The 13,311-nt window shown below is 67.0% G+C and carries 12 protein-coding genes; 9 read left to right on the top strand and 3 right to left on the bottom strand.

Annotation, left to right across the window (positions count from 1 at the left end; genetic code table 11):
• Positions 1–11: 11 nt before the first annotated feature.
• The 4 genes from ACIA76_RS00870 to hisG all read left to right on the top strand — a co-directional run bounded on the left by ACIA76_RS00870 (position 12) and on the right by hisG (position 3,924).
• Positions 12–830 carry a class I SAM-dependent methyltransferase gene (locus tag ACIA76_RS00870; protein WP_397146922.1) on the top strand — a complete coding sequence of 273 codons (819 nt, stop codon included), beginning with the start codon at positions 12–14 and terminating at the stop codon, positions 828–830.
• Positions 827–2,644, top strand: a complete 1,818-nt coding sequence (locus ACIA76_RS00865) for a choline/carnitine O-acyltransferase (protein WP_397146920.1) — start codon at positions 827–829, stop codon at positions 2,642–2,644. Before ACIA76_RS00870 ends, ACIA76_RS00865 begins: the two co-directional genes overlap by 4 nt.
• Before the next feature lie 107 nt (positions 2,645–2,751).
• Positions 2,752–3,015 (top strand): phosphoribosyl-ATP diphosphatase, encoded by a 264-nt coding sequence (locus ACIA76_RS00860; RefSeq protein ID WP_397146918.1) that lies wholly within the window; start codon positions 2,752–2,754, stop codon positions 3,013–3,015.
• 57 nt (positions 3,016–3,072) lie between these two features.
• Positions 3,073–3,924 carry an ATP phosphoribosyltransferase gene (gene hisG, locus ACIA76_RS00855; RefSeq protein ID WP_397146916.1) on the top strand — a complete coding sequence of 284 codons (852 nt, stop codon included), beginning with the start codon at positions 3,073–3,075 and terminating at the stop codon, positions 3,922–3,924.
• Between the two features lie 139 nt (positions 3,925–4,063).
• Here the strand turns inward: hisG and ACIA76_RS00850 are convergent, their stop codons facing one another.
• The gene (locus ACIA76_RS00850; RefSeq protein WP_397146914.1) at positions 4,064–4,891 is read right to left on the bottom strand and encodes a RecB family exonuclease; all 828 of its coding nucleotides are present in this window, start codon (positions 4,889–4,891) and stop codon (positions 4,064–4,066) included.
• 261 nt (positions 4,892–5,152) lie between these two features.
• Here ACIA76_RS00850 and ACIA76_RS00845 point away from each other — a divergent pair, with 261 nt between their 5' ends.
• Positions 5,153–5,983, top strand: a complete 831-nt coding sequence (locus tag ACIA76_RS00845; RefSeq protein ID WP_397146912.1) for a tRNA (adenine-N1)-methyltransferase — start codon at positions 5,153–5,155, stop codon at positions 5,981–5,983.
• Between the two features lie 40 nt (positions 5,984–6,023).
• Here ACIA76_RS00845 and ACIA76_RS00840 read toward each other — a convergent pair whose 3' ends face one another.
• Entirely contained in the window at positions 6,024–6,410 is a 387-nt protein-coding gene (locus tag ACIA76_RS00840; protein ID WP_397146910.1) for a hypothetical protein, read from the bottom strand.
• 350 nt (positions 6,411–6,760) lie between these two features.
• Here ACIA76_RS00840 and arc point away from each other — a divergent pair, with 350 nt between their 5' ends.
• The 4 genes from arc to ACIA76_RS00820 all read left to right on the top strand — a co-directional run bounded on the left by arc (position 6,761) and on the right by ACIA76_RS00820 (position 12,159).
• Positions 6,761–8,521: a proteasome ATPase gene (arc, locus tag ACIA76_RS00835; RefSeq protein ID WP_397146908.1), complete on the top strand. Its 1,761-nt coding sequence runs from the start codon at positions 6,761–6,763 to the stop codon at positions 8,519–8,521.
• Between the two features lie 206 nt (positions 8,522–8,727).
• Positions 8,728–9,879 carry a Fic family protein gene (locus ACIA76_RS00830; RefSeq protein ID WP_397147923.1) on the top strand — a complete coding sequence of 384 codons (1,152 nt, stop codon included), beginning with the start codon at positions 8,728–8,730 and terminating at the stop codon, positions 9,877–9,879.
• A 127-nt stretch (positions 9,880–10,006) separates the two neighbouring features.
• Positions 10,007–10,639, top strand: a complete 633-nt coding sequence (locus tag ACIA76_RS00825) for a TetR/AcrR family transcriptional regulator (protein WP_397146906.1) — start codon at positions 10,007–10,009, stop codon at positions 10,637–10,639.
• Positions 10,636–12,159 (top strand): ArnT family glycosyltransferase, encoded by a 1,524-nt coding sequence (locus ACIA76_RS00820; RefSeq protein ID WP_397146904.1) that lies wholly within the window; start codon positions 10,636–10,638, stop codon positions 12,157–12,159. Before ACIA76_RS00825 ends, ACIA76_RS00820 begins: the two co-directional genes overlap by 4 nt.
• A 266-nt stretch (positions 12,160–12,425) precedes the next feature.
• Here the strand turns inward: ACIA76_RS00820 and ACIA76_RS00815 are convergent, their stop codons facing one another.
• A complete protein-coding gene (locus ACIA76_RS00815; protein ID WP_397146902.1) occupies positions 12,426–13,151 on the bottom strand; it encodes a peptidylprolyl isomerase in 726 nt (241 codons plus the stop codon).
• Between the last annotated feature and the right edge of the window lie 160 nt (positions 13,152–13,311).

Genomic DNA, 13,311 nt, shown 5'->3' with positions numbered 1-13,311 from the left:
AGGATGTGCCCGTGCCGGTTTCGTTGCACAGCACCGGAAAAGCCTCGTTCGACGATATCTACGACCGCCCCGACCCGAGCGTCTACTACAGCCGACTGTCCGAATTGGACTACTGCATCCCGGAATTGGCGAAACCGCATTTCCAGCGGTTCATCGCCGAGTCCGGAGCCGCACTCGACGGTCCGCTCACCGTCCTGGACCTCGGCTGCTCCTATGGCGTGAACGCGGCCCTGCTGCGCTTCGACGCGACCATCGGCGAACTCGTCGAGCACTACCGCGCCGGGGACACCGCCGCGCGCATCGCGCGCGACCGCGAACGGCTCGCCGCCGACGACCATCAGCCGGATGTCCGTTTCATCGGAATGGACGCCTCCGCACCGGCTTTGAGCTATGCCGTGGCCGCGGGTCTGCTGCACGAGGCGGTCCATGCCGACCTCGAGACCGGCGATCCGACCGAGCCGCAGCGGCGACTGCTCGCCTCGGCCGATCTGGTGATCTCCACCGGCTGCATCGGCTATGTCACCGAGCGAACCCTGCTGCGCGTGGCGCGGGCGCATGGCCGCCGCCTGCCGTGGATGATGCATTTCGTGATGCGTATGGTCGACTTCGAGCCGGCGGCCCGGCAACTGGCACGCCTGGGTTATCGCACCGAGTGCCGGCCCGGAACCTTCCGGCAGCGCCGATTCGCCTCTGCCGAGGAGCAGGCCCAAGTGCTGAAGACCCTGTCCGCCAAGGATATCGACCCGACCGGGCTCGAGGCCGACGGATGGCTGCACGCCCAGCTGTATGTCTGTACCCCCACCGACACTGACCCCGAGGATCGCCAGTGACCGACCGTACCTTCGCCTTCGACGATCAGCTGCCCCGTGTGCCGCTGCCCGGCCTGGCCGACAGCTGTGCGCGCTTCCTGGACTGGTGCGCGCCGCTGCTGACCGAGGACGAGTATGCCGAGACCGAGGCCGCACTCGCCGATCTGCAACGACCCGACGGGCCGGGCCGGATATTGCAGGCCGACCTCGAACGGTTCGACGCGACCCCGGGCGTGGGCAGCTGGCTCGACGAGTTCTGGCCCTCGCGCTATCTGGGCCGGCGCGATCGGATCGCGTTGAACGCCAACTTCTTCTTCCTGTTCCGCGACGACACCCCGTTGGCCCGGTCGACCTCCGCACAACAGGCCGATCGCGCGGCCGCCCTCATCGCCGCGGCGGTGGACTACAAACTGCTGCTCGACGCTGAGGCCGTCCCGCCGGTGACCCAGCGCGGACAGCATCTGTCGATGGCGCAGAACAAGTTCCTGTTCTCCGAGACCCGGATTCCGGGCGATCCGCAGGACACCGTGCGCGTGCCCTACACCGACGCATGGCCGGGACCGTCGCGGGCGCGGCATATCGTTGTCTTCTTCCGCGGCAACATGTTCCGGATGGAGGTGATCGGGCCCGACGGTGCCCCCTATGCGCCCGGCGATCTCGTCGACGGGCTGCGGGCGGTCATGAAGGCCGGTACCCGGCGCGCGCCCGTCGAGACCTCGGCGGGACATCTGACCACCCTCGCCCGCGCGCACTGGGCCGGGGTCCGGTCCGCGCTGCGTGCCGAGCCCGCGAACGTCGAGGCGTTCGACAGCATCGAAACCGCGCTGTTCTGTATATGTCTGGAGGATTTCGCGCCGCGCGATACGCTGCACGCCTGCGATCAGCTGTTGCACGGCGACAGCGGTAATCGGTGGTTCGACAAGGCGGTCTCGTTCGTTGTCTTCGCCGACGGGCAGGCCGGAATCAATGTCGAGCACTGCGGTCTGGACGGCACCACCATCCTGTCGTTCGTCGACGCGCTGCTCGAGACGCCGGTGACCGACCATGCCGAGCGGTCCGGGGCCCAGCCGCAGGGCCTGCCCGCGGTCGAACCGATCGAATTCGTCCTCGACCATCTGCGGCGGGCCGAGATCTCCTCGGCCGCCGCGGCATTCGCGCAGTTCGCCGCCGATAATGCCACCACCACGGTCTCGTTCGAGGAATTCGGCACCCAGCGGGCCAAGGCGCTGGGCATCTCGCCCGACGCGTTCGCGCAGCTGTCTTATCAGCTGGCCCATCGGCGCAGCAAGGGTCTCACCGGCGCGACCTACGAATCCATCGCCACCCGCCAGCTCCGCAACGGCCGCACCGAGGCCATGCGGGTGGTCACCCCGCAGATCGTGGAATTCGTTGCGGCCATGGACGATCCGGGCGCGGATCGGACGGCGCGAGTGGTCGCGGCGCGGGCCGCCGCCGAGGCGCATGTGGCCCGCGCCAAGGAATGTCAGCGCGGCGACGCGCCCGAACAGCATCTGTGGGAACTGCAACTCATCCAGCGTCGCCGCGGCGACCGGCTCGGCGCCACCGACCCCATGCCGTTCTACGACAGCCCCGGCTGGCGCATCACCCGCGACGACTACCTCAGCACCAGCTCCGCGCCCTCGGTCAACATCCGATACTTCGGCTTCGGCTGCACCAGCCGTAAGTGCATCGGCATCGCCTATGTGCTGCTGCCGGACCGATGGAATATCTACCTGGCCACCCCGACCGAGGTCGCGGCGCAGATGCACGAGTTCGCCGACCAGCTGCGCATTGCCGTGCGGGAGCTCGAGGAGCTGCTGACGAACGCCGAGTGACGACGGTCCCGTAGTTCACTACCCGATCGACCGGCCCGTATGGACCGGTCGATCGGCTGGATAACCGGTTGCGGGATGTACGCGCGCGTCTGAAACAATGGCTCTCCGTGAAGAACTTCGAATCCCTGTTCGCCGAGCTGCAGGATCGTGCGGTCAACCGCCCCGAAGGGTCCGGAACCGTCGCGGCATTGGACGCCGGCGTACATGCGCAGGGGAAGAAGGTGCTCGAGGAGGCCGGCGAGGTGTGGCTGGCCGCCGAGCACGAGAGCGACGACCACCTCGCCGAGGAGATCTCGCAGCTGCTCTACTGGGTGCAGGTGCTGATGGTGGGCCGCGGACTGCGGCTCGAGGACGTGTATCGACATCTGTGACGGGCACATATCGAGCTATTCGAATCCGTCCGTCATACGTCCCGAAAGGACATCCTCATGCTTCGCGTCGCCGTTCCCAATAAGGGCGCTCTGTCCGAATCGGCCGTCGAGATCCTGTCCGAGGCCGGCTACCGCCGGCGCACCGACTCGCGCGACCTGTCGGTCATCGACAATGCCAACAACGTCGAGTTCTTCTTCCTGCGGCCCAAAGACATTGCCATCTATGTAGGTTCGGGCGAGCTGGATCTGGGTATCACCGGACGAGACTTGGCTCTCGATTCGGGTGCGCCGGTCCAGGAGCGGCTGAGCCTCGGGTTCGGCCGCTCCACCTTCCGCTACGCCGCCCCGGCCGGGCGCGACTGGAAGGTCGAGGACCTCTACGACAAGCGCATCGCCACCGCCTATCCCAATCTGGTGCTGCGCGATCTGCAGCGGCGGGGGATCGAGGCCGAGGTGATCCGGCTCGACGGCGCGGTGGAGATCTCGATCCAGCTCGGCGTCGCCGACGCCATCGCCGATGTGGTCGGCTCGGGCCGAACCCTGCGGCAGCACAACCTGATCGCGTTCGGTGACTCGCTGTGCGATTCGGAGGCGGTGCTGATCGAGGCGGCCGGATCCGACCACCGCGACCGGGGGCGCAACCAACTGGTCGCCCGCGTGCAGGGCGTGGTGTTCGCGCAGCTGTACCTCATGCTCGACTACGACTGCCCGAGGGAGCTGCTCGACGCCGCGGTCGAGATCACTCCCGGCCTGGAGTCGCCCACGGTCTCGCCGCTGACCGATCCGGGGTGGGTCGCGGTGCGCGCACTGGTCCCGCGCAAGCAGGGCAACGATGTGATGGATCAGCTCGCCGAGCTCGGCGCCAAGGCCATCCTCGCCACCGACATCCGTTCCTGCCGCGCGTTCTGAATCCTGTCCGAGGCCTCACCGACTCCTTAGTCTCGTCCGGCAGACTGCCTGGCAGGTCGGGGCTCGAGGACAGGAGGACATGGATGATTCCCGTGATCGTGCCCGCCAAGGTGCCGGAGACACCGGTCGAGTGGCTGGTTCAGCTGGTCTGCCGGATCACCGGCGGGGTCTGCATCGCCTGAGATTCGGCGGTAGGCCAGCCCGGGTACGGCGGCGGTGTGCCGCCGTACGCCGGGCACAGCGGTTTGTAATCGCAGTATTCGCAGACCCAACTCGGATTGGGCGGGAAGTCGCCGGTGCGCCCGGCGGTGCTGATCGCCGCCCACAGCGCCGACAGGATGCGCTCGAAGCGCAGCAGCTCGTCCTCGTCGGGGGTGTAGGTGAGGATCTGGCCGTCGGCGAGGTAGATTAGGCGCAGCTGGCTCGGGACCACACCCCGCGAGCGCAGCATGATCAGCGCGTAGAACTTGAGCTGGAACAGCGCCCGCCCCTCACCACGCTCCATCGGAGACCGTCCGGTCTTGTAATCGACCACCCGCAGCTGGCCCGTCGGCGCGATATCGATCCGGTCGACATAGCCGCGCAGCGGCGAACCGTCCGGAAGTTCGACCTCGATCCGCGATTCGCATGATTCGGGATCGAACGCGGTGGGATCCTCCAGCCGGTAATAGCCGCGGACCAGCCCGTGCACCTCGTCGAGGAACTGCTCCGGCCCGTCGGGCACCAGCGACACCAGCTCGGGATGCTCGGCCAGCAAACGCTCCCAGGCCGGCGCCACCAGCGCCGCCGCCCGATCCGGAACGCGTTCACCGCTGGGTAACCCGTACAGCGATTCGAGCACCGCGTGCACGACCGTCCCGCGCACCGCGTACCGCGCGGGCTGCTCGGGAATCCGATCGATCGCCCGCAATCGGTATTTCAACGGACATTGTTTGAAATCGTTTGCCCGCGACGGCGACAGGGCCAAGCTGTGTCTGTCGGCGCCGCCTCCGGCGTCGCGGTTCGCGGCCCCCGGAGGCTCGTTTCTTCCCTCCTCCGCTCCTCCGCTTCGCTCCCCCGCTCCGTCAGTCCAGAAACGAGCCGGGCCGCGAACTCCACGGTCGGCGGGATCACCGAAGCCCGGGGTCGGCGTCGAGGGCGCTGTCATACCTGGCAGGCTATCCGGGGGCACCGACATATCCGGCGGCCTCACATCAACCCTGGAAAAGACGCAGCAGAACGGAGATCCATGACGGCCAGACGGACCGGTCCATTCACCACCGGTGACCGGGTGCAGCTGACCGATGCCAAGGGCCGCCAGCACACGGTGGTGCTGGCGGAAGGTAAGGACTTCCACACCCACAAGGGCCAGATCAACCACGATGATCTGATCGGCGCCGACGAGGGCAGTGTAGTCCAATCCGCCAACGGCACACCGTATCTCGCGCTGCGTCCGCTGCTGGTCGACTACGTGCTGTCCATGCCGCGCGGCGCCGCGGTGATCTACCCCAAGGACGCCGCGCAGATCGTGCACGAGGGCGATGTCTTCCCCGGCGCGCGGGTGCTCGAGGCCGGGGCGGGCTCCGGTGCGCTGACGTGTTCGCTGCTGCGCGCGGTCGGACCCGAGGGCCGGGTGGTCTCCTACGAGATCCGCGACGACCACGCCGAACATGCGGTCCGCAATGTCGAGCGGTTCTTCGGCGAACGACCCGCTAACTGGAGCCTGACCGTCGGCGACGTCGCCGACTACGACGGTCAGGTCGATCGCGCGGTGCTGGACATGCTCAAGCCCTGGGAGGCGCTGCCCGCGGTGGCCAAGGCACTGATCCCGGGCGGTGTGCTGCTGGTCTACGTGGCCACGGTGACCCAGCTGTCGGAGGTGGTGGAGGCGCTGCGTCAACAGCAGTGCTGGACCGAACCGCGGGCCTGGGAATCGCTGATTCGGCCGTGGCACGTCGTCGGCCTGGCCGTGCGCCCGGAACACCGCATGCAAGGGCATACGGCGTTCCTGGTCAGTGCGCGCCGGCTGGCCGACGGTGTGACGCCGCCGAAGCCGCAGCGCCGCCCGTCGAAGGGCTGAGGACGGGCCGCGGCGCGGAAGAGGCTGGGGGAGAAGGCCGTTACGCCTGGCAGGGGGCCATGCCCATGGCCAGGATCTGGCAGGTGCTGGCATCGGAGAGCTGCCAGCCGTCAGCGGCGTGCTGCCAGGTCATCGGCATGGCCGGGGCCGGGCCGTGCGGGGAGGTGATGACGACCTGCGCGGTCGCGGTATCGCCGGAGGTCTTGACATCGGACACGGTGAACCCGATCTTGCCGTAGTTGGCCAGGCCCTTGGTCATGGTGTCGATATTGGCCGCGCGCTTGTGGCCGTCGACGACCAGCTTCTCCTTGTCCGCGGTCGGCTTGGCCGGATCGACGAGTCCGTCCAGCGTGGCCTGCAGCGATTCCGGGCTGGGCGCGGCCGCGGACTGGGCGCTCGCGCCGGCCGATGCGGTGATGCTCGTCACAGCCGCGGAGGCGTTGGCGGTACTGCTCGCGGGCGCGCTATCGGACTTGTCGGACCCACAGGCCACAATGCCCGTAACGGCGAAGGCCGCGAATGCGGTAGCAACGGAAACACGAAGAGTCCGTGCGACGTTGCCACTACAGCGGGTACCACCGAGGAGAGGGAACATCGAATACACACCTTTCGGTCGGTCCGGTGAAGTTAACTCGCCGGAAACAGGTTAGGGCAGGCTAACATGGTTGCTCGGCCGCAGGCCGCAGCCGAGATGTGATCACGACGAAACCATGTCGGAAAGCGAGAACGGTTCGCGCCCGGTAGCGTTGATAGACCGGGACTGGGAGGAGCAGCATCATGAGCCCCATCGAGAATTCGGATTCGGCGGCCTGGAGGGAACTCGAGGCAGTACGCGCCGAGGCGGCTGCACTCCGAAGGCAACTCGCCGACTCTCCGGATCGCGCAAGAGAATTGGAAGCGCGCATCGATTCGCTGACGATTCGCAACACCAAACTCATGGACACCCTGAAGGAGGCCCGCCAGCAGCTGGTGGCCCTGCGCGAGGAGGTCGATCGCCTCGGCCAGCCGCCGAGCGGCTACGGCATCCTCATCGGCGTCTACGACGATCAGACGGTCGACGTGTTCACCTCCGGGCGCAAGATGCGGCTGACCTGCTCGCCGAATATCGACACCTCGGTCCTGCGCTACGGGCAGACCGTCCGCCTCAACGAGGCGCTCACGGTGGTCGAGGTGGGCAGCTACGACCAGACGGGTGAGATCGGCACGCTGCGCGAGATCCTCGACGACGGCCGCCGCGCGCTGGTGGTCGGGCATGCCGACGAGGAGCGGGTGGTCTGGCTGTCCGGTCCGCTGAGCCGGTTGGTCGACGTCGATGACGTCGACGATCCCGATCAGCCGATCCGCAAGCTGCGGCCGGGCGATTCGCTACTGGTCGATACCAAGGCGGGCTTCGCCTTCGAGCGCATCCCCAAGGCCGAGGTCGAGGACCTCGTGCTGGAGGAGGTGCCCGATGTCGGCTACGAGGACATCGGCGGCCTGTCCCGTCAGATCGAGCAGATCCGCGACGCGGTGGAACTGCCCTTCCTGCACAAGGATCTGTTCCGCGAGTACGCGCTGCGCCCGCCCAAGGGCGTGCTGCTCTACGGTCCGCCCGGATGCGGTAAGACGCTGATCGCCAAGGCCGTCGCCAATTCGCTGGCCAAGAAGATCGCCGAGGCCCGCGGTGAGGACGCCAAGGAGGCCAAGTCCTTCTTCCTCAACATCAAGGGTCCCGAGCTGCTGAACAAGTTCGTGGGTGAGACCGAGCGCCACATCCGCATCATCTTCCAGCGGGCTCGGGAGAAGGCCTCCGAGGGCACCCCGGTGATCGTGTTCTTCGACGAGATGGACTCGATCTTCCGCACCCGTGGCTCGGGCGTCTCCTCCGATGTGGAGACCACCGTCGTGCCGCAGCTGCTGAGCGAGATCGACGGCGTCGAGGGCCTCGAGAATGTCATCGTGATCGGTGCGTCCAACCGCGAGGACATGATCGACCCGGCCATCCTGCGGCCCGGCCGCCTGGACGTGAAGATCAAGATCGAGCGGCCCGATGCCGAAGCGGCACAGGACATCTTCTCGAAGTATCTCACCGACACGCTGCCGCTGCATGCCGACGATATCGCCGAATTCGACGGCGATCGGGTCAAGTGCGTGAAGACGATGATCGAGCGCGTCGTCGAGCGCATGTACGCCGAGAGCGAGGACAACCGCTTCCTGGAGGTCACCTACGCCAACGGTGACAAGGAGGTCCTGTACTTCAAGGACTTCAACTCCGGCGCCATGATCCAGAACATCGTGGACCGCTCCAAGAAGTACGCCATCAAATCGGTCCTCGAGACCGGCAACCCCGGCCTGCGCATCCAGCATCTCTACGATTCGATCGTGGACGAGTTCTCCGAGAACGAGGACCTGCCCAACACCACGAATCCCGATGACTGGGCCCGCATCTCGGGCAAGAAGGGCGAGCGGATCGTCTACATCCGAACCCTCGTCACCGGCAAGAACGCCTCGGCCAGCCGCGCGATCGACACCGAGTCGAACACCGGCCAGTACCTGTAGCCGGAGTCGTAAAGGCCGCGCCTGAGTTGAGGCGCGGCCTTTCGCGTGGCGCAAGCTTGGCCGTTTCGGTTACACCGGAATAAGGTTGGCTAGCGATCCGCCTTACCAAACCTTAGCCCGATAAGGTTTGGTAAGGTCCGGATGTGGCAAACGATCCGGTAGTGACCACATGGCCGGTGGTCGGGTACGAGCAGCGCTCCTGGGCGATGCCGGACACCCACGCCTCGCGGACGCAGCTGCGCAGGCATGCGGGCCCCTATTTGGCAGCGGTCGGTCCTGCGATCGCGGAGGTGCCGATCCGGCTGCCGGTGGCACTGCTCACCGAAGCGGAGGAAGCTGCGCACGAGCTGGCTCGGTTCGATGCTCATGTCTCCAGCGAACTCGGTTCCGAGTGTGAACTCGGGCCGATGAGTGCGGTGCTACTTCGGACGGAGAGCTCGGCCTCGTCGCAGATCGAGAATCTGACTGTCGGCGCCCGACAGCTGGCATTGGCCGAACTCGGGGAGCATTCGAACCGGAACGCACGCATTGTTACCGCCAATGTGCGCTCTATGGAGGCCGCCGTGGCACTGAGCCGCCATGTCGACGCGGAGACGATCCTGGCGATGCATCGGGAACTGCTCGCCGAATCCGATCCCGATCATGCGGGGCAGTGGCGCACCGAACAGGTATGGATCGGCGGCAGCAACATCGGCCCGCATGCCGCGGATTTCGTTCCACCACACCAGGACCTAGTGCCTGCCGCGATCGATGATCTGATCGCCTTCGTGCATCGGGACGATATCCCGGCGCTCGCTCATATCGCGCTCGCACACGCCCAGTTCGAGACCATTCATCCGTTCACCGACGGAAACGGTCGCACAGGTCGTGCGCTGGTCCATGCGATGCTGAGCGGAAGGGAGCTGACTCGGCATGTGACCGTGCCCATTTCGGCCGGGCTTTTGGTGAGCACGACCAGCTACTTCAATGCCCTGATGAGCTATCGTGCCGGAGATCCGGAGCCGATCGTCCGCCAGTTTGTCGACGCGACGTTCTTCGCCATCGGCGGCGGCACGCGGCTCGTCGAGCAGTTGTCGGCTGTGCGGCGGGACTACCGCGAGCGGGTCACTGCCAGAAGGGATTCCGCGGTGTGGCGCATTATCGATGCACTCGTCGCTCAACCAGTAGTGAACACTCCGTTCGTGGTACGCACATTCGGAGTCAGTGAGGTGGCGGCCCAGCGCGCCGTGGACCGGCTGGTTGAGGCCGGCGTCCTGCACCAAACATCGAAACAGGCTCGTAACCGAGTGTGGCAGGCCGACGAGATCCTCCATGCGCTCGACGATTTTGCGGCGAGTATTCGCCGCGTACGGGGATAGTGACGAGGGCCGGTACCTCCGAATCGGATATCCACGAGGCCGCGTCCCCATCAGGGGCGCGGCCTTTGTCGTTGCCCCAGGAAGCTGTGGGTTGAGCGATCTTGGCCGCCAGGACTAAAATCTGTCCATGCGGCCAGAAAATGAAACGGAGGGCCGGCGACGGTCGTTCATCGAGGAGGCGCGGCGGCGGCAGATCATCGCGGCGGCTGTCGAGGTGATCTCCGAGGTCGGGTACGCCAATGCCTCGTTGGCTCGGATCGCGAAGCGGGCGGGGATCTCCAAGGGCGTCATCTCCTATCACTTCGACGGCAAGGACGAGTTGATGGCCGAACTGGTCATTCAGCTCTACGTCTCCGGGGGAGAGTTCATGACTCCGTTGATCGGCGCGGCCGTGGGGCCCCATGACCAGCTGATGACCTACCTCGCATCGAATCTGCAGTTCATCGACGCGAATCGGATATATGTGGCCGTGCTGACGGATGTGGTGCTGAATCTGCGCAATGCCGACGGCACGCTGCGGTTCACCTCCGAGGGCGGCGAGGAGCCGATCATCCGGCCCCTCATCGACATCCTGCGCGCCGGACAGGACACCGGTGTCTTCGGCGATTTCGATCCGGTCGTGATGGCGAAGGTCATGCGCGACACCATCGACGGGGCGGCCGGGCGCGCCATTCGCGAACCCGACTGGGATGCGGGCACATACGCCGACGAGGTGTGCCGGTTGTTCGATCTGGCCACCCGGAAGGGGAAGGGCGAATGAGCACTGGGTTGGAAACCGATGTGCGGCACCCGGATACGAGTGTCGAGCGGCCGCCGTTCGCCACGGCGGGGGTCGCGGCGGTGGTCGTCGTCGCGGCGGCCGCGTTGCTGGCCTCGATCGGGCGCTACGGATTCTTCGGCGATGAGCTGTACTTCATCGCCGCCGGGCGCCGGCTGGCGGAGAGCTATGCCGATCAGGGGCCGCTGCTGCCCGCGATCTCCCGTCTCATGGATATGATCGCCCCGAATTCGATGGTGGCGCAGCGTATTCCGGCGGTGCTGGTGACCCTGGCGGCGATCGTGGTCAGCGCGCAGACCGCCCGCGAACTCGGCGGATCGCGCGCGGCGCAGGTGCTGACCGCGGTCGCCTACGCCAGCTCGATATTCCTGCTGGTTCAGGGAGATCAGTTGTCCACCAACGCGATCGATACCGCGCTGTGGGTGACGCTCGGCTGGCTGCTGGTGCGCTGGGTGCGCACTCGCCGGGATGATCTGCTGCTATGGGCGGGAGTCGTCACCGCGATCGATATGCAGGTGAAGTGGCTGGTCCCGTTCTTCTGGCTGGCGGCGGCGATCGGCGTGCTGAGCTGCGGGCCGCGCGAGCTGCTGCGGCGACCGGCGCTGTGGTGGGGTGCGGCGCTGACGGCATTGACCATGCTGCCCAGTCTGTTCTGGCAGGCCCGGCACGGCTGGCCGCAGCTGGGGATGGGCGCTCAGGTCGCGGCCGAAGCGGACACGAGCGGCGGGCGGGTGACCTTCGTTCCGCTGGCCTTGCTGGCCGCCGGTGTGCTGGGACTCACGCTGGTGGTCTGCGGGATGGTGGCGCTGTTCCGCTTCGAGGCGCTGCGCCCGTACCGGTTCCTCGGCGTCGTGCCATTGGTGTTGTTCGCGGCGTTCATGATCACCGATGGCCGTCCCTACTACGTCGTGGGGAGCTATCCGGTGGTGATGGCGGCGGGGGCGGTGCTGTGGACGCGGCGCGCGGCGCGCTGGCGCACGATCGTGGCGGCACTGCTGGCGGTGGTCTCGGCGGTGACCGTGGTGGCCGCGTTGCCGTTCAAGCCGGAGCGGGATCTGCGACCCGCCGCCGACGCCGATGCGGCGGCCGCGCAGCTGACGGTCTACGGCAAACTGGGCTGGCCGGAATTGGCCACATCCGTCGCCGCGGCCTACCGCGCGCTCCCCGAGCCGCAGCGCGCACATGCCGTGATCGTCACCGACTCCTACTGGCAGGCAAGCGCATTGGACTTCTATCGCACCGACGACGGCCTGCCCGCCGTCTACAGCCCCAACCGCGGTTTCGGCTACTTCGGCACGCCACCGGATTCGGCGACCACCGTGCTCTGGGTCAACGGTGACGAAGCCGATCTGCGCTCCCACTTCGCCACGGTGACGCCGATCGGCCACGTGCACACCCGCCTCGGCTTCCCGACCGTCAACAGCGACCTCACGATCTGGCGCTGCGACAACCCGAAAACCCCGTGGTCCCAGGCATGGCCGGGGATGCTGCGCCTGGGCTGAGGACGGGACCGCCGTAGTGGAGCGGGCCGATCCACGCTGCGGACCGGTCCACCCATTCGAGTCGGTCGACCTATGCGAGTCGGTCCATCCATGCGGGCCGGTCCACTCATGCGGGCCGGTCCACCCATGCGCGCCCGGTTCGTCCCGTTGCGGCAGATGGGAAACCGGGCCCGCCCGACGGGCACCTCCCCTGGAGCTCTGCGGGTTCGATTCCACGGTCCCGCACGGAACTTCCGCGGGATTCGCGGGTGCGTCGGTCCCGGGTGTTACTCGGTGGTCTTCACCTGCTGCAGGACGATATCTGTGGCGGGTGCGCCGTCGGGTGCGCCGTCACGGGTGCCGCCTGCCGCGATGTTCTGCAGGACGTCCATGCCCTCGGTGATGCGGCCGAAGGGGGTGTAGCTCGGGGGCAGGGCGGAGTTGGCGTAGACCAGGAAGAACTGGCTGCCGTTGGTGTTCGGACCGGAGTTGGCCATGGCGACCGTGCCCGCGGGATACGTTGCGCCGGCCAGGTTCTCGTCGTCGAATCGGTAGCCCGGCGTGCCGGTGCCGGTGGCCGTCGGATCGCCGCACTGCAGGACGAAGATGCCCGCGGTGGTCAGGCGGTGGCAGCGGGTGTTGTCGAAGTACTGCTGGTCGGACAGGAACTTGAAGGAGTTGACCGTGCGCGGGGCGTGCTCGGCGTCCATCGACAGGGCGATCGTGCCGCAGTTGGTCTGCAGGCTCGCCTTGTAGGGGGCGTCCTGATTGATCGACATGCCGGGCTCGGCGGGCCACGACTCCTGCTTGGGCTGCGCGTCGGCCGCGGTCATGCAGCCGGGCGTCGCGGTGTGGGCCGGGGCGGGCACGGCGAAGGCACGACCCGTGACCAGGATCGCGATACCGACACCCGCGGCCACCATGCCGAGGCGTCGAAGCGTCGTGCGGCGGCGGCGAATTCGCCGGGCCGGGGTGGTGGGGTCGAGCTCGGAAATCTGCGGAACGCTCTGCACCGGGGGGAGCCTCCTTGATCCGGTCGCACAGGGAAGATGTCGTCGGGATCATTCCATGTCCGACGCCGCGCCGGTCGAGGGAGTCCGTGAATCGATGCGGAAAAGATGGCAGCCGGTCGGTGTGTCTTCGTTCGGGCATGGCGAGCCGAGGACACCGTCG

Source organism: Nocardia sp. NPDC051570, assembly GCF_044454005.1.
In the GTDB taxonomy this organism is placed as follows: Bacteria; Actinomycetota; Actinomycetes; order Mycobacteriales; family Mycobacteriaceae; genus Nocardia.
This window is presented reverse-complemented; position numbering and strand designations above follow the sequence as displayed.